We start from the raw sequence: 18,556 nt of genomic DNA, 5'->3' as shown, positions 1-18,556 counted from the left end.
GCCCCCAGGGCCGCGAGGTCAGGCGCGAATTGTCGACGTTGAGCCGGCACGGCGCCTCCGCCCGGTAGACGCGGCGAAGCCCCATACCGCCGCGCTGGCGGCCATCCCCACCCGAACCATCGACCAGCTCGTAGCGCAACAAGGTCAGCGGATATTCGAGTTCCAGCGCCTCGACCGGCAGGTTCGAGGTGTTGGTCATGTGGACATGGACGCCGTGGAGCCCGTCCTTGTTGGCGCGAGCGCCGGAACCGCCGCCGATCGTCTCGAGATAGACCCAGAGCTCGCCGCTGCCGGGCTGCTCGCCGGCAAAGGTCGCCGAGGCGACTGCGCCCGAACAGGCCGCGATCACCCGGTCCGGCACGGCCTGCGCCAGCGCGCCATGAATCAGGTCGACGACGCGCTGGCAGGCGGCGATGCGGCCGTTGACGGCGGCCGGATGCACGCAATTCAGCACCGTGCCTTCGGTCGCCGTGACGGTGAGCGGCCGCGCGAGCCCCGCATTGGGCGGGATGGTCGGGTCGGCCACGGTCTTGACCGCGTAATACACGGTCGAGAGCAGCGCGGTGTAGACCATGTTGAAGCCGGCCCGCATCTGCGGCGGCGAGTCGAAGGCCAGCCGCATCTCCTCGCCCTTGACGGTAATTTCGACCGAGAAGGTCAGCGGCTCGTCGATCTCGGGATTGTCGAAGGAATCGGAGAAGCGATAGGTGCCGTCGGGAATCGAGGCGATGCCGGCGCGCATCTTGCGCTCGGCATAGTCCTGCAAGGCCTTGCCGGCAGCGAGCACCGTGTCGCGGCCGTATTTGTCGCAGAGCGCGCGCAGGCGCTCGACGCCGAGGCGGTTCGCCGCCATCTGGGCGCGCAGGTCCGAGAGGCGCTCGCGCGGGACCTGGCAGTTGAGCAGGATGAGTTCCTGCACGTCCTTCATCAACACGCCGCCGTCATAGAGGCGGATCGGTGGGATGCGCAGGCCCTCCTGGTAGATATGGGCGTGGCCGCGATCGGCGAAATCGGAATGGTGCGCGGTGTTGACCGCCCAGGCGATCATCACGCCCTCGTGGAAGACCGGCTCGGCCAGCACGATATCGGGGAGGTGCGTGCCGCCGCCCTCATAGGCGTCGTTGCCGATGAAGACGTCACCCGGCTTCATCTCGGCTACGGAATGGCGCTTCAGGATATGCGGGATGATGCCGATGAAGGAGCCGAGATGCATCGGGATATGCTCGGCCTGGCAGAGCGTCTGGCCCCCGACGTCGAAGAGCGCGGTCGAGCAGTCGCGGCGCTCCTTGATGTTGGTCGAATAGCTCGCCTTGACCAGGGCCTCGCCCATCTCCTCCCCGATGGAGGCGAAGGAGGAGCCGATGACCTCGACGGTGATCGGGTCGACGCTGACGGATGCGGGCGCGGTCATCACGGCATCTCCAGGATCAGGTTGAGATAGGGCTCGACGGTGGCGGTCATGCCCGGCAGCAGCACGGTGGTGGAATCCATCTGCTCGACGATGGCCGGGCCGGTGAAACGGTTGCCGGACTTCAGCTTGTCGCGGTCGTAGATCGGGCAGGCGACGAAGCCGCCGGCCTCGGGGAACCAGACCTCGCGGCTGCCGATCACGGCGTGGGAGGCATCCGGGCCGGCATCGGGCTCCGGCCGGAAGGCGGCCTTGGGCACGAGGCCGACCGCCTCGACGCGATAGGTCACGAGCTGGACCGCCTCGCCTTCCGCGACGAAGCCGTAGAGTCTCTTATGGGCTGCGGCGAAACCTTCAGCCAGTGCGGCGATGGTCGCGGGCGTGATCGGCCCGTCCGGCACGTCGATGGCGAGCTCGTAGTTCTGGCCGTGATAGCGCAGATCGGCGGTCCGCTTCAGCCGGCGATCGGCCGAGGCGACGCCTTCCTCCGCGAACCAGTGATCGGCCTGTTCCTGCAGGGCGACGAAGATCTCGGCCATGTCTGGGACCAGCGCCTCGGATAGCGTCGCCAATCGCGTCGTCGCGAAATTGGCGCGCAGGTCGGTCAGGAGCAAGCCAAGCGCGCAGCCGATGCCGGGATTGCGCGGCACCACGATGCGCTTCATGTCGAGCTCGCGCGCAAGCCGCGCGGCATGCAATGGCCCTGCCCCGCCGAAGGCGACCAGCGCGTAATCGCGCGGATCATGCCCGCGCTGGACGCTGATGACGCGGATCGCCTTGGCCATGTTGGCGGTGACGACCGAGATGATGCCTTGTGCCGTCGCCATCAGGTCGAGGCCGAGTTCGTTCGCCAGCCGGCCGATCGCCTGTTTCGACAGGCTCTGGTCTATCGGCATGCGCCCGCCGAGCAGATGCGTCGGGTTCAGGGTCTGGAGCACGACATTGGCGTCGGTGACGGCGGGTTCGGTCGCGCCGCGCCCATAACAGACCGGGCCGGGATCGGCGCCGGCCGAGCGCGGTCCGACCTTGAGCAGGCCACCGGAATCGATCGCGGCGAGCGAGCCGCCGCCGGCACCGACCGTATGAATATCGAGCATCGGCGCTTTGATCGGGTAGCCGTGGACGTTGGCCTCGGAGGCGAGCTTGGCCTCGCCGTTGCTGAGCAGCGCGACGTCGGAGGAGGTGCCGCCCATGTCGAAGGTGATGAGGCTGGGTATGCCGATCATGGCGCCGATCGCCTGCGCCGCAACGACGCCGGTCGAAGGGCCGGAGAGCACCGTGCGCACCGGCAGGCGCGCCGCCATGTCGAAGCCGATGACGCCGCCATTGGACTGCGTCAGATGCGGCGTCGCCTTGAGCCCGAGTTCCTTCAAACGGTCGGCGAGGCGGCGGATATAGCCCTGCATGACCGGGCCGAGATAGGCGTTCACCACGGCGGTCGAGATGCGCTCATACTCGCGGAACTCGGGCGCAACCTCATGCGAGGCGCAGATGAAGGCCTCGGGGAATTCCTCGGTGACGATGCGCTTGGCCGCTTCCTCATGCTCCGGCCGGACGAAGCCGTAGAGGAAGCCGATGGCGATGGCCTTGACGCCCTCCGCCTTCAGCGCCCGCGCCGCCTGCCTGACGGCCTCCTCGTCCAGAGGCGTCTCGATCGAGCCGTCATGGCGGACGCGCTCCGGGACGCCGAAGCGCAGGTCGCGCGTGACCAGCGGCGGGGATTTGTCGGCCTGGAGATCGTAGAGGTCCGGCCGCTTCTGCCGGCCGATCTCGATTAGGTCGCGAAAGCCCTCGGTGGTGACGAGGCCCGTCTTCACGCCGCGATGCTGGATCAGGGCGTTGGTGCCGACCGTGGTGCCGTGGCCGAAATAGGCGATGTCGGCGGGGCTGGCGCCGACGCGCTCGACGCCTTCCTGCGTGCCGCGCGCGATGGCGCGGGAGGGATCGTCAGGCGTCGAGGGCACCTTCCAGACCGCGACCATGCCGGTCGCGTCGTCGAACAGGCAGACATCGGTGAATGTGCCCCCGGAATCGATCCCGATCCGCCATGCCATCTCTGTCGTCCTCCCCTACAACACGGCCGCGTCGACCTGCGTCCACGCTACACCGTGGCCGAAGCCGCCCTGATAGCCGCAGACCTGCGCTGCGTGATCGGCGCCGGCCGCCAGGGCGGCGGCGATGCCGGCTCCATCCAGTATGGCCAGCAGGTAGGCGGCGATGAAACCGTCACCGGCGCCGAGCGTATCCACCACGGATGCAGGGCGGGCCGGCTGCTCATGGAAGCGCCCGCCAGCGAGCGCTAGGGCACCTCTTGCGCCACGCGTCGCGACGACCATCCCTGCACCCCAGCCGATGCAACGCTCGAGCAGGGCGCGGCACTCGGCATCCGAGGCGGATGGATGCGACAGGAAGGCGATATCGACGGCCGGCAGCGTCGCGGCGAGATTTTCGTCCGTCCAGCGTTCCGAGAAATCGTAGGACAGCCGCCGGGCCACGCCACGCATAGGGGGCAGCGCCTCGCCGAGCTCGCTGTAAATGCTGGAGTGAACGAGATCGTAGCCGGCTATATAAGACAGATCCTCGGCATCGAACGCGCCCCATTCGCCGCGCACGCCGCGCTCGGAGCGCAGGAAGCGCCGATCCTGCCCATCATGGCCGATGAAGGCGCGGGCGTTCCGGCCGAGCCTGATCCGGCAGCGTGACGTATCGACGCCTTCCTGCCTCAGGGCATCGCAGAGAAGCATGCCCGCTTCGTCCGAGCCGATGCAGCCGAGATAGCCCGTCTCGGCACCGAGCCGCTTCGCCTGCACGGCAACGTTGACGGCATTGCCGCCGGGGRATTGAAGGCCGCGATCGACATAGGTGTCGACCGTGTTGTCGCCGAGCCCCAGCAGCCTCCAGGCCATCGCCGTCCCTTCCCGGATCAGTACGCCACCTTCCACATRTAGCGGCGGGTSGWGAGCGGCTGGTTGYGKAGCACCGAGAGATGCGCCGAGAAGCGCTTGAGCGCCGCCTGCAGGATATAGGGCGCGACGATCGGGCGGATCTCCGGGTCGATGCCCTTCATCGCAAAATTGCGGGAATCGTAGTTCATCACGCGCCCGGCATAGGTGTCGCAGAACTTCACGACCCGCTCCATCAACGGCCGGCTCGGGTCTTCCCCCGTGATCAGGATCATCGGCGTCTGCTTGTCGACGATCTCGAAGGGACCGTGGAAGAACTCGGCCGCCTCGATCGGATAGCTGTGCAGCCAGAGCATCTCCATGAGAATGCAGACGCCGAAGACATAGGCCGTGGTGAAGCCCGGCCCCGAGGCGACGTGGTAGATGCGGTCGTCTTCCGCATAGGTCGCGGCATCGGCCGCGGCGCGGGCCTCGTTCTGCTCGGCCGCGTCGCACATCGCCGTCGGAAGCGCGTCAAGCGAGACGATGAGCTTGGCGCCGAGCGGCCAGCCTTCCTTGGCGGTCATCAGCCCGCCGATCAGCGCCTGCATCAGCATGAACATGGCGGCGAAGGATTCGCTGGTATCGCCGACGAGGAAATGCCGCGGCACCGCCTGCGCCAGCGGTTTCTCGCCATACTGGCTGAAGGCGACGATCTGGCAGGGCTTGTCCTTCAGGAAATGCGCCGCCGCCACGGTTTCCGGCGTGGTACCCGATTTCGAAGCGAGCAGCACCAGCGTCCGGTCGTCGAGCCGCGGCGGGTCGATCGCCATGAACTCGGCCGGGAAATAGCGCCTGACCTCGATGCCCGGCGAAGAGCGCTCGAGCCAGTATTGGATACCGAGCATCGCCCGGTTCGCCGAGCCGCAGGCGACCATGTAGACGCGGTCGATCTGCGGAGCGAACTCCTGCCCGAGCGCGAAGGCCACCGGCAGCGCCGCGCGCGTCGGCTCCAGCCCGGACAGGATTGCGCCGCGGTCGAAGGCGATGGACATGGAAGGCTCCGGACGGGCTTTCAAAGGGCGATGGAATTGGTATACACCAATTCCATATACCAATGACTGTCAAGCCTATTCCAGTTTCGGTGCACGCGCCCTTCGGACAGTAGCCATCCGCAGGTTTTTCGCCTTAAACACGAAGGAAGCGGCCTCGGCCGCCGTCGGCGGGGCCCACGGTCGCCGAGAGAGACGCAACGCATAGAGATGCAGGGCATGTCCAAGCCGCTGAAGCGGATGAAACCGATCTATGTCGAGGCCCAGGACTATATCCTCGACCTCATCGGCGGGCCGGATTACGGGCCCGGCGACCGGCATCATGGCGCGCCGCCTGCGCAGCGTGAACGACGAGGCCTTCTGCATCGAGACGAGCTATCTGCCGGCGCAACGCGTCCCGGGCCTCTCGGCCGAGGATCTGCTCGGCGGCCAATCGCTCTACGAATTGCTGCGGCAGCGCTACGACATCGAGATCAGCATCCGCGACCGCGAGATCAGCGTCGGGACGGCAACCGAGCGCGAAGCCCAGCTTCTCGCGCTGGCGCCGGGCTCGCCGACGCTCGTGCTGCGGATCGTGGCGCGCGACGGCGACGGCCGGCCGATCGAATATATGCGGTCCATCAACCACCCCCACCACGTCGTCTTCCGCAGCGCGGCACCACCCGCGCAGACGTGATCGCAGCCCCGGTCCGGCCGACGACGCCGCGGACGGCCGGTCAAGGCGCCTCCTCCTTCCTGCCGCCGGAGCCTTCGTGATGGGCATCACCATCGAGACCATAGAGCCGGACCCGTCCCTCCCCGCCGCCAGCGACGTCGTCGTCATCGGCGGCGGCATCATCGGCATCACCACCGCGCTCTTCCTGGCGCGCGAGGGCATCTCGGTCACCGTCTGCGAGAAGGGCGAGGTCGGCCACGAGCAATCCGGCCGCAACTGGGGCTGGGTGCGCATCATGGGGCGCGACCCCGGCGAGATCCCGCTCGGCCTTGAAAGCATGCGGCTCTGGTCGGAGATGGACCGGCTGGTCGGGGGCGATACCGGCTTCACCCGCTCCGGCATCGTCTATGTCGCCGACACGCCCGCCAAGCTTGCCGAGCACGAAGCCTGGCTCGACCACGCCAAATCCTATCAGCTCGACTCACGCCTGCTCAGCACGCGCGAGATCGACGCCGTGCTGCCGGGCGGCAAGCGCGCCTTCGCCGGAGCGCTGTTCACCCCGAGCGATGCGCGGGCCGAGCCGCAGAAGGCCGTTCCGGCCATGGCCCGGGCGCTGCGCCGCCATGGCGGGACCGTGCTGACGCGCTGCGCGGTGCGCGGCATCGAGACGGCGGCGGGCCGCGTCAGTGGGGTCGTCACCGAGCGCGGCCCGATCGCCTGCCAGCGCGTCGTGCTAGCCGGCGGCGCCTGGTCGCGGCTCTTCCTCGGCAATCTCGGCATCGACCTGCCCGCTCTCAAGATCCTGGGTTCGGTGTTCCGGACCGAGCCTCTGGACGGCCCCCCCGTCCACGCCGTCGGCGCCTCCGATTTCGCCTTCCGCAAACGGCAAGACGGCGGCTACACCATCGCCCATCGCGGCGCGAGCGTGGCCGAGATCGTGCCGGACAGCTTCCGGCTGCTCTTCGATTTCCTGCCCTCGCTGGTCAAGCAGCGCCATGAATTGCGGCTCAGTCTCGGCCATCGTTTCCTCGACGAAGCCCGCACGCCGCGGCGCTGGTCGCTCGACGCGGAAACGCCCTTCGAGCGCATGCGCATCCTCGATCCCAAACCCTCCGAAGCCATTCTGCAGGAGGCGCAACGCAACCTGACCGCCGCTTTCCCCGCCTTCGCCGGCCTGAAGGTGAAGGAGAGCTGGGGCGGGCTGATCGACGCGACGCCCGATGGCGTGCCGGTCATCGGCGCGGTGCCGCGGCTACCCGGCTTCTTCATCGCCAGCGGCTTTTCGGGCCATGGCTTCGGCATCGGCCCCGGGGCGGGCCGACTGATCGCCGATCTCGTCAGCGGCCACACGCCGATGATCGATCCAAAACCGTTCCGGCTGGAGCGCTTCGCCAGGCTGGAGCGGACGACGCGGGCGGGGTGAAGGCGTCGGGCGCCCGGCATGCAGCGTCTTGATGGAAACGCGGCGTCATTCCGGACAAGTCGCGCCAGCGGCGCCGACCCGGAATGACGGCGTGTTTCCATTGAAATGCGGTGCGCCGCAGCGCCTCACGCCAGCGCGGCCTCGTCGAGCGAATAGGCGGAGAAGAAATTCGTTCCGCCGGGATAGCATTTGAAACCGCTGAGGCCCTTCACCATCGCATAGCCCTGCGAGCGCCAAGCGAGGCCGACGAGCGGCGCCTGTTCCAGGGCGGACTTCTCCAGCTCGGCATAGATCGCCTTGCGCTTGGCGGGATCGAACTCGGCGCGTCCCTTGGCGAAGAGAGCGTGGATCTCGGGGGTCGGGATCTGCCAGCTCCGCGCCATGTTGGCCGGCAAATCGCCGTCGATCAATGGCGCGAGACCGTCCGGGTCGTTGTTGTCCGCCGTCGTGCCCTGCACCATGAAATCGTAGCGGCCTTTGCCGGCGAGATCGACGCGCGCCGCCCAATCCGGCAGGTTCAGAGTCGCCTGAATGCCGATCTCGGCGAGATTGGCCTGCACGACCTCGGCCGTCGATTTGTGCATGCCATATTGCGCCGTCGAGAGCAGCGTGCAGGAAAAGCCGTTCGGCACCCCGGCCTCGGCCATCAGCCTCTTCGCCTTGGTCGGGTCGTAGTTCCAGTATTCCGAGCGGGCCTTGTCGAAATAGGGGCTGCTCGACGGGATCGGAATGCCCTCGAGCTTGCTGCCCCGGCCGAAAAAGGCGGCCTGGACGATATCCTCGCGGCGGATGGCATGGGCGACCGCCTGGCGCAGCCGCACATCCTTGAACGGGCCGGCGCCGCCGTTGAAGTTCAGCCCCATGAAAGGACCGTCGACGGCGACGAGCCGCAGGCGCGAATCCTTCTCGATCGTCCCCATGGACTGCCAGGGCACATATTCGATGAGGTCGATATCGCCGGCCTGCAACGCCGCGACCCGCAGGTTCTCGTCGGCATAGGCGACGAGCTTGATGCCATCGAGCTTCGGCTGGCCGGGCTTGTAGTATTTGTCGAACTTCACGACCTCGATCGAAGCGCCACGCTCCTGTGCCTTGATCATGAAGGGCCCCGCGCCGACGCCGAGACCCGCGCGCCCCTCGATCGAATCCTTGGCGATGATCGGCACATGGGGGCTGGCGAGCCAGATCGGCAGCGTCACGGTCGGCTGCTTCATGACGATGCGGACGGTGCGGGCATCGGGCGTCTCGATGCGCTCGACGCCGCCGAACTCGGCCTTCATGAAGGCCGTCGAATTGGGCGCCGCGATCTGCTCCAGCGTCCATTTCACATCCTCGGAGGTGACCGGCTTGCCGTTCTGGAAGCTCGCCTGGCGCAGCTTGAAGRCCCAGCCGGTCTCGCCCTCGCGCTCCCAGCTTTCCGCCAGCTCGGGCCGCACCTCGCCCTTCTCGTCGAAGCCGGTCAGCCCGCGGAAGATCAGCAGCTTGACCGTGAGCGCCGCCGTGCCGGTATGGAGCCAGGGCTGCAGGCTGGGCGGAAAGCTCGACAGGCCGAAGCGCAGCACCTTGCCGGCAGCCTGGGCATGGGCTCGCAATCCCAGAAGAGGCAAGGCGGCACCGGCGGCGAGCAGATTGCGGCGAGAGATCGAGACCATCGCATACCCCTCTCTGTTCTGGCGGCTTGATCAGCCGAAAGCGCAGAATGATTTGGTATATACCAGCTTGTCAATGTGACTCGACCCGGCGCCGAAAGACGCGACAAGGCATAAGACACGCAGGGCGCGAACAGCCTGGATCACTCCCGCAAGCAGCGTATCCCGGTATCTTTTTTGCGCGGGCGACCTATTGTCAGGAAGATCGTTCTCCGTCGGCCACCTCCATGGCATCGCTTTCGCCGGGTATCCCCATCCTTGACAGCCCAAAACAACTCGAATGGTATACACCAATTCCTGCAAGGGGATGCTGCCGGTCGGGACGCCCGGCAACGCAGGCCGCGCCTCCGGAGACTGCCATGAGCGAGATCGTCAAAGTCAAATCCGGCAGCAAATACGAGACGCTGAACAGCTATTCGCGCGTCGTCGTCGCCGGGGACATGATCTTCGTCTCGAACACCGCCGGACGGAACTACAAGACCCGCGCCATCGCGCCCGACGCCAAGGGCCAGGCCGAGCAGGCCTTCCGCAATATCGAGGGAGCGCTTGCCGCTGTCGGCGCCTCGCTCAGGGATGTCGTGGCGGTGAAGGTCTTCGTGCCGGATATCGCCGATATGGACGCGGTCAACGAGGTGGTCGGCGCCAGGTTCAGAGGCATCGACCCCGCCAACACCACGACCTGCACGCCGCTCGGCCAGCCCGAGCTCAAGGTCGAGTTCGAGGTCACCGCCTACAGGCGCCGCAATCCGGACGAGGCGGAGCAGCGCATCGACGTCGACCTCTCCTGAAGGCAGCGCGGCCATGCCGGATGTCGTCATCGTCGGAGGTGGGATCAGCGGCGTCTCAGCCGCCTACGAGATCGCGCGGGCTGGCCATTCCGTGACGCTGTTTGAGGCGCGTGGGCTCGCGGCGATGGCGTCAGGCTGGACGCTCGGCGGCGTGCGCCAATCCGGCCGCGATCCGGCGGAACTCCCGCTCGCCCAGGCCGCGGTCGAACGCTGGGGCGGTCTCGACGCGGAGCTCGGCGCGCCGACCGGCTATCGCCGCCACGGCAATCTGCGGCTGGCGCGGACGGAAGTGGAAGTCGGGACCATCAGGGAATTGGTAGAGCAGCAGAGCAAGCTCGGCCTGACCATCGAATACCTGCCCGACAACACCTCCGTGCGGGACAAGGCTCCCGCGATCGGACCGGACATCCTCGCAGCCTCCTTCTGCCCTGGCGATGGCCATGCCGATCCGGTTCCGGCCGTGCGTGCCTATGCCGAGGCCGCCCGCCGGCATGGCGCGATCATCCGTGAAGGCGTGCCGATCCGGGCGCTGATCCGCGAAGGCGACCGCGTCACCGGCGTCGAAACGCAAGATCGCGAGACCATCGCCGCCGGTCGCGTCATCCTGGCCACGGGCATCCATGCGCCCGAACTGCTGGCGCCGCTCGGCCTCTCCCTGCCGCTGACCATCAGGCTGGTCTGCGTCGTGCAGAGCGTGCCGCTGCCGCCGCTGCTCGCGCCGGTCTTCGGCGTCGCCAATGCCGATGCAGCCGGGCGGCAGGAGATCGACGGGCGCCTGCGCGTCACCACCGGCATCGGCGATTGGCCGCATGATCCACGCGGCTGGACGGAGGCGCTGCTCGCCCCGCGCAGCCGCGATGTCGCAGCGTTGATCGCGCGCACGACGCAAATCCTGCCCGCGTTGGCGGAGGCCGGCATCGCCCGGCTCTGGGGCGGGCTGATCGACCTCACGCCCGACGCCCTGCCGGCGATCGACGGCGAAACGGGCATCGACGGGCTCGTCGTCGCCGCAGGGTTTTCCGGGCATGGCTTCGGCATCGGCCCTGTCACCGGCGAGATCCTGGCCGACCTCGCCTTGTCGCGCCGACCGCGCTTCGATCTCTCTCCCTTCCGGCTGAACCGTTTCGCGGACGGCCGGAACAGCACCGCCGAACTCTCCCTGCACGGATAGGACATCGCCCGCCATGCTTGCTCCCGAGGGACGCGTCATCCTGATTTCCGGGGCCAATCGCGGCATCGGTCGCGCCGTCGCCGAGCTTCTGCATGGGGAAGGCTACAGCCTGAGCATGGGTGGACGCGATCTCGCCTCACTGCGGGCGATGAGCGCCGATTGGGACCCGTCGCGGGTCCATGTCGCTCGTTACGATGCCGGCGACTGGGCGAGCCATCGCGCCTGGGTCGATGCCGCGGCGGCCCGCTTCGGCCGCATAGACGGGCTCGTCAACAATGCCGGCATGCACAGCGCMATGACCCTGCGCGCGCCCGACGAAGCCGCGCTCGACGCGATCTGGGCGGCGAACTGCAAGGGGCCGCTCAACCTGATCCATTGCGCGCTGCCGCATCTCGAGACCAGCGGCACCGGCCGCATCGTCAATGTCGCCTCGATGTCGGGCAAGCGCGTGCGCAACGACCATGTCGCCTACAACATGACCAAGCATGCGATGATCGCKCTSAACCATGCRGCGCGRCGCATCGCCTGGGACAAGGGCGTKCGSGCRACCGCGCTYTGCCCCTCCTTYGTGCGCACCGACATGACCGCGTCGAGCACGGCGTTGCCGCCGGAGGCGATGACCCAGCCGGCCGATCTCGCCGAACTTGTTGCCACCGTGCTGGCACTGCCCAACAATGCGACCGTCGCGGAATTGCTCGTCAACTGCAGGCTGGAGGACACGCTTTAAGCGGCTCGGGCCGGAACCGGGGTGGAGATCGCTCCCCCGGACAGGCCGATGCCGGATCACGAAGACCCGTATTCAACGACAAAAGCAGGGGAAAATCATGAAGAGACCCGTTTCGATCCTCGCCGCCGTGTTGGCCGGCGCGCTGATGGCCAGTCCGGCCCTGGCGCAGAAGACCGTGCTCACTGTCGGCATGCAGAGCTCGGATGCCGGAGTGCTCGACCCGCACCTGAATTCCGGCACGCCCGGCAAGGCGATGCTGCAATGGATGTTCAACGGGCTCGTTCGCATCAAGCCCGGCGAGCTTTCGCCCGAATTCATGGAGCCGGACCTCGCCGAGAGCTGGACGTCCTCGGCAGACGGCAAGGAATGGACCTTCAAGCTGCGCCAGGGCGTGCAGTGCCATCACGGCTATGGCGAGTTCACCGCGGAGGATGCGGTCTATTCGCTGAAGCGGGCCTCCTCCAAGGACAGCTCCGCCTTCTCGTCGGACTACAGCGCGGTGCAGTCGATCGAGGCGCCGGACAAGTACACCGTCAAGATTGCGCTGAAGGAGCCGATCCCGAGCCTGCTCGGCATCGTCATGAACTATCATGGCGGCAACATGGTCTGTAAGAAGGCCGCCGAGGAACTGGGCAAGGACGGCTTCGCCAAGAAGCCGATCGGCACCGGCCCGTTCATGTTCCAGGAATATGTGCCGCAGCAATACGCCAAGCTCGTCGCCAACCCGAACTATTTCCGCGGCAAGCCGAAGCTGACCGAGATCCTCTACCGCTTCATCCCCTCGGATTCCTCGCGCGATCTCGCCTTCCAGTCCGGCGAGCTCGACATGATGCTGGGACGGCAGGAACAGGCCTGGGTCGACCGCATGACGGCACTGCCCGGCGTCAAGGTCGTGGCGATGGGCCCGGCCGAGATGTCGGTGCTGCATCTCAACATGAGCCAGCCGCCGCTCGACAACATCAAGGTCCGGCAGGCCATCGCCTATGCCATCGACCGCAACGCAATCTGGCAGTTCCGCGGCAAGAACATCTCGCGCCCGGCCGTCTCCGTCGTGCCCTCGGGCTATCTCGGCACAGACGAGAAGGCCCCGCTCCTGCCCTTCGACCTCGCCAAATCGAAGGCGCTGCTGGCGGAGGCCGGCTTTCCCAATGGCGTCACCATCAAGGCGATCAACACCACCCTGCCCTCGATGCTGAGCTTCACCGAGGCGGTGCAGGCGCTGCTGAAGAAGGCGAACATCACCCTGGAGATCCAGCCGGTGGAACACGCGACCTTCCACCAGCAGATCCGGCAGGCCCTCTCGCAGGTCGTGCATTTCCAGGCGGCGCGCTTCCCGGTGGCGGATGTCTATCTCTCGCAGTTCTTCCATTCGCGCGCGATCGTGAAGACGCCGACGGCGGTGACCAATTTCTCGCATTGCAAGGTCGCCGATGCCGAGATCGACGCCGCGCGCTCCGAGACCGACAAGGCCAAGCAGCTCGCGCTCTGGAGGACGGCGCAGGAGAAGATCATCGCCGATGTCTGCGCCATACCGGTCAACGAGATGATGCAGCTCTGGGCCTACAAGGACAATCTCGACCTCGGCTACGAGCTCAAGGCCTCGCTCAATCTCGGCCCGCCGGTGCTGGAGACGACACACTTCACGAAGTGAGCTGACGACCCAGCGGCGTCATCCCGGACAAGCGGCGCCAGCCGCGCCGATCCGGGATGACGGTGTGAGGTGGAAATCGGTTCGGCGCGGCGGCCAGCCGCTGCAGCTCCCTCCTCCAACCCGGCGGCATCATGAGCGCCTTCCTCGTCAAACGCCTCGGCTTCGCCATCGTCACATTATGGGCRGTGCTSTCSCTSGTCTTCGTCGTCGTKMGSATCGTGCCCGGCGATCCCGCGCAGGTGATCCTCGGCGACCAGGCCGATGCCGCGGCCATCGCCGCGATGCGCACGCGGCTCGGCCTCGATGCCTCGATGGGCGAACAGTATGTCAGCTTCCTCGCCGGCGCGGTGCGCGGCGACTGGGGTGTGTCGCTCGTCACCGGCCGGCCGGTGATCCAGGAGGTGCTCGCCGTCCTGCCTTGGACGATCGAACTCACTATCGTCTCGCTGGCGATCGGCATCGTCATTGGCGTGCCGCTCGGCGTCTGGGCCGCCGTCAACCGCAACCGCATGCCGGACTATGTCACCCGCATCGCCTCGCTGCTCGGTCTCTCCTTCCCGCCCTTCGTCTCGGCGATCATCCTTTTGATCGTCTTCGCCATCATGCTGCGCTGGTTCCCGGTGATCTCGGCCGGCAGCGGCTCGGCCTCGGCCTGGTTCCAGTCGATGGCGCTGCCAGCGCTCAATCTCGGGCTGATCATGGCGGCCTACATCACCCGCGTCGCCCGCTCGGCCATGCTGGAGGTGATGCAGGAGGACTATGTCCGCAGCGCCCGGGCCAAGGGCGTGCCCTGGCGCGTCGTGGTCTGGCGGCATGCGCTGCGCAACGCGCTGATCCCGATCATCACCATCGTCGGCCTCTATCTCGGCATCCTCATCGGCAATTCGGTGCTGACCGAGATCGTCTTCAACCGGCCGGGCCTCGGCAAGCTGATCGTCGGTGCGCTGAACCAGCGCGACTACACCATGCTGCAGGGCATGATGGTGATCTACACGCTGATCGTCGTGCTCGTGAACATCGCGACCGACATCACGTACGCCCTCGTCGATCCCCGGGTGAAGCTGTCATGAGCACCTCCGTCCATGATGCAGCCCCCGTCGCCCCGCCGCGCTTGCGCTGGCTGAAGGCGACGATCGGCGCCTTCAATGCCAACAAGACCTCCTGGGTCGGGCTCGCCATCGTCGTCGCGGTGATCCTCGCGGCCGTGCTGGCGCCCGTCATCGCCCCGCATGATCCGCTCGAGCAGAACATCCTGTCGCGGCTCCAGCCGCCGCATGACGATTTCTATCTCGGCACCGATTATTTCGGCCGCGACATCCTCTCGCGGCTGCTCTACGGCGCCCGGATCTCGCTGGTGATCGGCATCGCCTCGACCGTCATCGCGATGGTCGTGGGATCGCTGATCGGTTTGCTTGCCGGCTACTATGGCGGGCGCTTCGACGTCGTCGTGATGCAGGCGATGGACATCCTGCTGGCCTTCCCCTCGCTAATCCTCGGCCTGATTCTGGTCGCGATGCTCGGCCCCTCGATGGAGAACATCACCATCGCGATCGCGCTGACCTCGATCCCCTCCTTCGCCCGCATCGCCCGCGCCCCGACGATCACCGTCAAGGAGCGCGACTATATCGGCGCGGGCCGGGCGCTGGCCTTCTCCGACGCGCGCATCATGGCAGGCCATATCCTGCCGAACATCTTCCCGGAAATCCTGGTGATGGCCTCACTTTGGCTCGCCAACGCCATCCGCACGGAAGCCTCGCTCGCCTTCATCGGCCTCGGCGTGAAGCCGCCGATCGCGACCTGGGGCGGCATGATCCGCGAGGGCTTCGAGAACATCCTCGACAGCTACTGGCTGGTTCTGGCGCCCTCGCTCGCGATCCTCGTCGTGGTCTTCGCGCTCAATGTCCTCGGCGACGGCCTGCGCGACGCGATCGACCCGAAGCTGAAGGGCGAGCGATGAGCGGCCCCGTCCTCTCCGTCGAGAACCTCCAGACCGCCTTCCGCGTCGGCGGGCAATGGCGCTGGGCCGTCGAGGACCTGAGCTTCGACGTAGCCCCCGGCGAGACCGTCGCCATCGTCGGCGAATCCGGCTCGGGCAAGAGCGTGACTGCGCTCTCGGTGATGCGGCTGGTCTCATCGGCCAATGGCCGCATCCAGGGCCGGGTCGCGCTCGAAGGCCGCGACCTGCTCGCGCTCAGCGAGGAAGAGATGCGCAAGGTCCGCGGCAACGACGTCGCGATGATCTTCCAGGAGCCGATGACGAGCCTGAACCCSGTGCTSACCGTCGGCKWSCAGATCGCCGAGGCGCTGCGCTACCATCGCGGCCTCGATGCCGGCGCGGCCAAGGCCGAGGCGCTGCGCATGCTCGACAAGGTGCGCATCCCCTCGGCGAAGAGCCGTTTCGACAACCACCCGCACCAGCTCTCCGGCGGCATGCGCCAGCGCGTGATGATCGCGACCGCGCTCGCCTGCAAACCCAAGCTCCTGATCGCCGACGAACCGACGACGGCGCTCGACGTGACGATCCAGGCGCAGATCCTGGAGCTGATCAAGACGCTRCAGGACGAGGAGSGSATGTCCGTSCTCTTCATCACCCAYGACATGGGCGTCGTCGCCGARATCGCCGACCGCGTCGTGGTGATGTGGAAAGGCAGGAAGCTAGAGGATGCCCCGGCAGCACAGGTCTTCAATAATCCCGTCCACGGCTACACCAAGGCGCTGCTGGCGGCAGTGCCCAAGCTCGGCGACATGGAGGGCCACGCCCGGCCCCTGCGTTTCCCGCGCATCGATCCCGATAACGGCAAGGTCGAGGGCAAGCCGATCGAGCAGCCCGACACGGTCGCGGCGGCCGAGCCGCCTTTGCTCGAAGTCGCGGGGCTGACGACCCGCTTCGGCATCCGCGGCGGCCTGCTCGGCCGCTTGCGGGGCCAAGTCCATGCCGTCGAGGACGTCAGTTTCAGCCTGCGGCGCGGCGAGACACTGGCGCTGGTCGGCGAATCCGGCTGCGGCAAGTCGACGACGGGGCGCTCGATCCTGAGGCTGGTCGAGCCCTCCTTCGGCAGCRTCCGCTTCGGCGGGCGCGACGTCACCGGGCTCGTCAAGAGCGAATTGCGCGATGTCCGCCGCGAGATGCAGATGATCTTCCAGGATCCTTTCGCCAGCCTCAATCCACGCAAGAGCGTCGGCAGCGCCTTGGCCGAGCCGATCCTGGTGCACGGGCTCGCCAAGGGAAACGAAGCCCGCGAGCGCGTCGCCGAACTCTTGCGCAAGGTCGGGCTCGCCCCCGAGATGCATGTGCGTTTTCCGCACGAGTTCTCCGGCGGCCAGCGCCAGCGCATCGCGATCGCCCGGGCGCTGGCGCTCTCGCCCAAGCTCGTGGTGGCGGACGAGGCGGTCTCGGCGCTCGACGTCTCGGTGAAGGCACAGGTGCTGAACCTGATGCTCGATCTCCAGTCCGAGCTCGGCCTCGCCTATCTCTTCATCTCGCACGACATGGCGGTGGTTGAACGCGTCAGCCACCGCGTCGCGGTGATGTATCTCGGCGAGATCGTCGAGATCGGCCCGCGCGAGGCGGTGTTCTCTGACCCGCGCCACCCTTATACGCGCAAGCTGCTGGCAGCGGTCCCCGTTCCCGATCCGCGCCGCCGCGCGCTACGCCGTGAACTCGCGGTCGACGAGTTGCCGAGCCCGATCCGCAAGCTCGACTGGCAGGCGGTGCCGACGGCGTTGGTGGAGGTCGCTCCCGGCCATTTCATCCGCCAGCCCGTCGATGCGAGGGCATAGCGCCGGTCAACCCGGCGCAGCTCCGCGGCCGACACGGTCCCATTCCGCCAGGGCCAGCACGAGATGATACAGCACGCGCACCGGGATCACGGTCTGCGCGGGCGCCCCGCTTCTTGTGACCTGATTGAACCAGAGCCCCGTATCGGGCGCAACGAAAGTGCGGAACAGACCGTCGAGATGGGGTTCGAGGCGCCGGGCCGCATCGTCATCGCCGAGCAATTCGATCCGGGCCAGAAACGCCTTGATCGCCTCGGTCTGCGGCCAGAGCAGCTTCGTCGGCGCGACGAGCTTTCCAGTCCGGTCGACACCGTCGAAGGCCGCGACGGGCCCCGCAACGCCATCATCCAGGCCGTGACGGATGGCGAAGGCGTAGAGCCTGTCCGCGAGGTCGCGCGCCGCCACATCGCCGGTGAGCCGCCAGTGATGCAGCAGCAGCCAGGTCCATTCGAAATGATGCCCCGGCTCGCGCAAGGCGCCGGCGGCGCCGGGGACCGGTTGCCAGTCCTGCGTGAAATATTCGCCCAGCGAGCCGGTCTTGGTGTCGACCATGCGCTCGCGCGCCAGCCGGACGATATCGCCGGCACGATCGAGCCAGCGCTTCTCGCCCGTGGCCTCGGCAAGCGCGTGGAAGGCTTCGAGCAGATGCATATGCGGGTTCTGCCGGCGGGGCAGCGTGCCGAGCGTGTCCTCGGCGAAGCCGCCCTCCGGATGCGACATCTCGCGCTCGATGAAGCCGATGACCTCGTCTGCGATCGCGAGCGCCTGCCCGTCCCGCGTCGCCCGATGGAACCAGGCCATGGCGAAGAGGACGAAAGCCAGGTCGTAGAGATCGGTGCGGGCGTCGACCGGCGTGCCGTCCTCGCCGATGACATGGCGGAACCGGCCCTGCCCGTCGCGGCAGCGATCGCGCAGGAACGCAAAGCCGTGCTGCGCTGCGGCGAGCGCCGGACCGGAAGGGTCGAGCAGATGCGCATGGCTGAACACATAGGTCAGCCGGGCCGTGACCAGCGTCGTCCTGACCGCACCGGCATCGTGCCTGGCCTGCGCCGGATCGAAATGCTCGACGAAGCCCGGCCGGCCGGGCTGCAGGACCCGCTCGATCCAGCTGGGGATCAGAACCTGCGCCAGCCAGTCCCGCGGCGAGCCGATGGTCGCTTCCAACGCTTCGATGCGCTTCATCGATCGATATCCTCCCCGAGGAACGCCGGGGCCGGGCCGCGCACGGCCGGTCCCCTCTCCTCGTTCGGGCACGAGCCCGATTCCGGGCAGCCCCGTCAAGGCGCCTCCGCAGCGGCCCCATTCCCCGGCCTGCAGATGGGTCGGGCGCAGGCATGTCGGGAGCTCAGGCAGCGGCCGGAATGGGAGTTGAA

Annotated in this window: 15 protein-coding genes; 9 read left to right on the top strand and 6 right to left on the bottom strand. The window is 67.3% G+C overall.

Features of this window, described 5'->3' with window-relative positions:
- From AB4Y99_RS01100 to AB4Y99_RS01085, 4 genes are all read right to left on the bottom strand, one after another.
- A partial coding sequence (locus AB4Y99_RS01100) for a hydantoinase B/oxoprolinase family protein (protein ID WP_441522073.1) occupies positions 1–1,411 on the bottom strand: 1,411 nt, incomplete at its 3' end.
- The gene (locus AB4Y99_RS01095; RefSeq protein ID WP_441522072.1) at positions 1,411–3,462 is read right to left on the bottom strand and encodes a hydantoinase/oxoprolinase family protein; all 2,052 of its coding nucleotides are present in this window, start codon (positions 3,460–3,462) and stop codon (positions 1,411–1,413) included. The genes AB4Y99_RS01100 and AB4Y99_RS01095, both read right to left, overlap by 1 nt.
- A 15-nt stretch (positions 3,463–3,477) precedes the next feature.
- Complete coding sequence (locus AB4Y99_RS01090; RefSeq protein WP_441522071.1) at positions 3,478–4,314, bottom strand: PfkB family carbohydrate kinase; 837 nt, start codon at positions 4,312–4,314, stop codon at positions 3,478–3,480.
- A 17-nt stretch (positions 4,315–4,331) separates the two neighbouring features.
- Positions 4,332–5,345, bottom strand: coding sequence for an SIS domain-containing protein (locus tag AB4Y99_RS01085; RefSeq protein ID WP_441522070.1), 1,014 nt, complete (start codon positions 5,343–5,345; stop codon positions 4,332–4,334).
- Between the two features lie 319 nt (positions 5,346–5,664).
- Here AB4Y99_RS01085 and AB4Y99_RS01080 point away from each other — a divergent pair, with 319 nt between their 5' ends.
- Positions 5,665–6,018, top strand: coding sequence for a GntR family transcriptional regulator (locus tag AB4Y99_RS01080; protein WP_441522069.1), 354 nt, complete (start codon positions 5,665–5,667; stop codon positions 6,016–6,018).
- Between the two features lie 76 nt (positions 6,019–6,094).
- Positions 6,095–7,420, top strand: coding sequence for an NAD(P)/FAD-dependent oxidoreductase (locus AB4Y99_RS01075; RefSeq protein WP_441522068.1), 1,326 nt, complete (start codon positions 6,095–6,097; stop codon positions 7,418–7,420).
- A 125-nt stretch (positions 7,421–7,545) separates the two neighbouring features.
- Here the strand turns inward: AB4Y99_RS01075 and AB4Y99_RS01070 are convergent, their stop codons facing one another.
- Positions 7,546–9,072, bottom strand: coding sequence for an ABC transporter substrate-binding protein (locus AB4Y99_RS01070; RefSeq protein ID WP_441522067.1), 1,527 nt, complete (start codon positions 9,070–9,072; stop codon positions 7,546–7,548).
- Between the two features lie 356 nt (positions 9,073–9,428).
- Between AB4Y99_RS01070 and AB4Y99_RS01065 the strand changes: the two genes are divergently transcribed.
- The 7 genes from AB4Y99_RS01065 (at position 9,429) to AB4Y99_RS01035 (ending at position 17,186) form a co-directional block, all read left to right on the top strand.
- The gene (locus AB4Y99_RS01065; RefSeq protein ID WP_113253558.1) at positions 9,429–9,857 is read left to right on the top strand and encodes a RidA family protein; all 429 of its coding nucleotides are present in this window, start codon (positions 9,429–9,431) and stop codon (positions 9,855–9,857) included.
- Positions 9,858–9,870: 13 nt separating this feature from the next.
- Positions 9,871–11,028 carry an NAD(P)/FAD-dependent oxidoreductase gene (locus tag AB4Y99_RS01060; RefSeq protein WP_441522066.1) on the top strand — a complete coding sequence of 386 codons (1,158 nt, stop codon included), beginning with the start codon at positions 9,871–9,873 and terminating at the stop codon, positions 11,026–11,028.
- A gap of 13 nt (positions 11,029–11,041) precedes the next feature.
- On the top strand, positions 11,042–11,755 hold the full coding sequence (locus AB4Y99_RS01055; RefSeq protein WP_441522065.1) for an SDR family NAD(P)-dependent oxidoreductase: 714 nt from the start codon (positions 11,042–11,044) through the stop codon (positions 11,753–11,755).
- 97 nt (positions 11,756–11,852) lie between these two features.
- Positions 11,853–13,406: an ABC transporter substrate-binding protein gene (locus AB4Y99_RS01050; protein WP_441522064.1), complete on the top strand. Its 1,554-nt coding sequence runs from the start codon at positions 11,853–11,855 to the stop codon at positions 13,404–13,406.
- 131 nt (positions 13,407–13,537) lie between these two features.
- Positions 13,538–14,476, top strand: a complete 939-nt coding sequence (locus AB4Y99_RS01045) for an ABC transporter permease (RefSeq protein ID WP_441522063.1) — start codon at positions 13,538–13,540, stop codon at positions 14,474–14,476.
- Positions 14,473–15,363 carry an ABC transporter permease gene (locus AB4Y99_RS01040; protein WP_112762517.1) on the top strand — a complete coding sequence of 297 codons (891 nt, stop codon included), beginning with the start codon at positions 14,473–14,475 and terminating at the stop codon, positions 15,361–15,363. The genes AB4Y99_RS01045 and AB4Y99_RS01040 overlap by 4 nt, the downstream gene beginning before the upstream one ends.
- Positions 15,360–17,186 carry an ABC transporter ATP-binding protein gene (locus tag AB4Y99_RS01035; protein WP_441522062.1) on the top strand — a complete coding sequence of 609 codons (1,827 nt, stop codon included), beginning with the start codon at positions 15,360–15,362 and terminating at the stop codon, positions 17,184–17,186. The genes AB4Y99_RS01040 and AB4Y99_RS01035 overlap by 4 nt, the downstream gene beginning before the upstream one ends.
- A gap of 6 nt (positions 17,187–17,192) precedes the next feature.
- Here AB4Y99_RS01035 and AB4Y99_RS01030 read toward each other — a convergent pair whose 3' ends face one another.
- On the bottom strand, positions 17,193–18,365 hold the full coding sequence (locus tag AB4Y99_RS01030) for an AGE family epimerase/isomerase (protein ID WP_441522061.1): 1,173 nt from the start codon (positions 18,363–18,365) through the stop codon (positions 17,193–17,195).
- Positions 18,366–18,556: the final 191 nt, after the last annotated feature.

This window comes from Allobosea sp. TAB14, from assembly GCF_052113865.1.
Lineage (GTDB): Bacteria > Pseudomonadota > Alphaproteobacteria > Rhizobiales > Beijerinckiaceae > Allobosea > Allobosea spartocytisi.
This window is presented reverse-complemented; position numbering and strand designations above follow the sequence as displayed.

Excerpts from the sequence above, each read along its gene's own strand:
- AB4Y99_RS01040 (WP_112762517.1), top strand. The coding sequence starts at position 14,473 with ATGAGCACCTCCGTCCATGATGCAGCCCCCGTCGCCCCGCCGCGCTTG.
- AB4Y99_RS01095 (WP_441522072.1), bottom strand. The coding sequence starts at position 3,462 with ATGGCATGGCGGATCGGGATCGATTCCGGGGGCACATTCACCGATGTC.
- AB4Y99_RS01065 (WP_113253558.1), top strand. The coding sequence starts at position 9,429 with ATGAGCGAGATCGTCAAAGTCAAATCCGGCAGCAAATACGAGACGCTG.
- AB4Y99_RS01030 (WP_441522061.1), bottom strand. The coding sequence starts at position 18,365 with ATGAAGCGCATCGAAGCGTTGGAAGCGACCATCGGCTCGCCGCGGGAC.
- AB4Y99_RS01050 (WP_441522064.1), top strand. The coding sequence starts at position 11,853 with ATGAAGAGACCCGTTTCGATCCTCGCCGCCGTGTTGGCCGGCGCGCTG.
- AB4Y99_RS01060 (WP_441522066.1), top strand. The coding sequence starts at position 9,871 with ATGCCGGATGTCGTCATCGTCGGAGGTGGGATCAGCGGCGTCTCAGCC.
- AB4Y99_RS01080 (WP_441522069.1), top strand. The coding sequence starts at position 5,665 with ATGGCGCGCCGCCTGCGCAGCGTGAACGACGAGGCCTTCTGCATCGAG.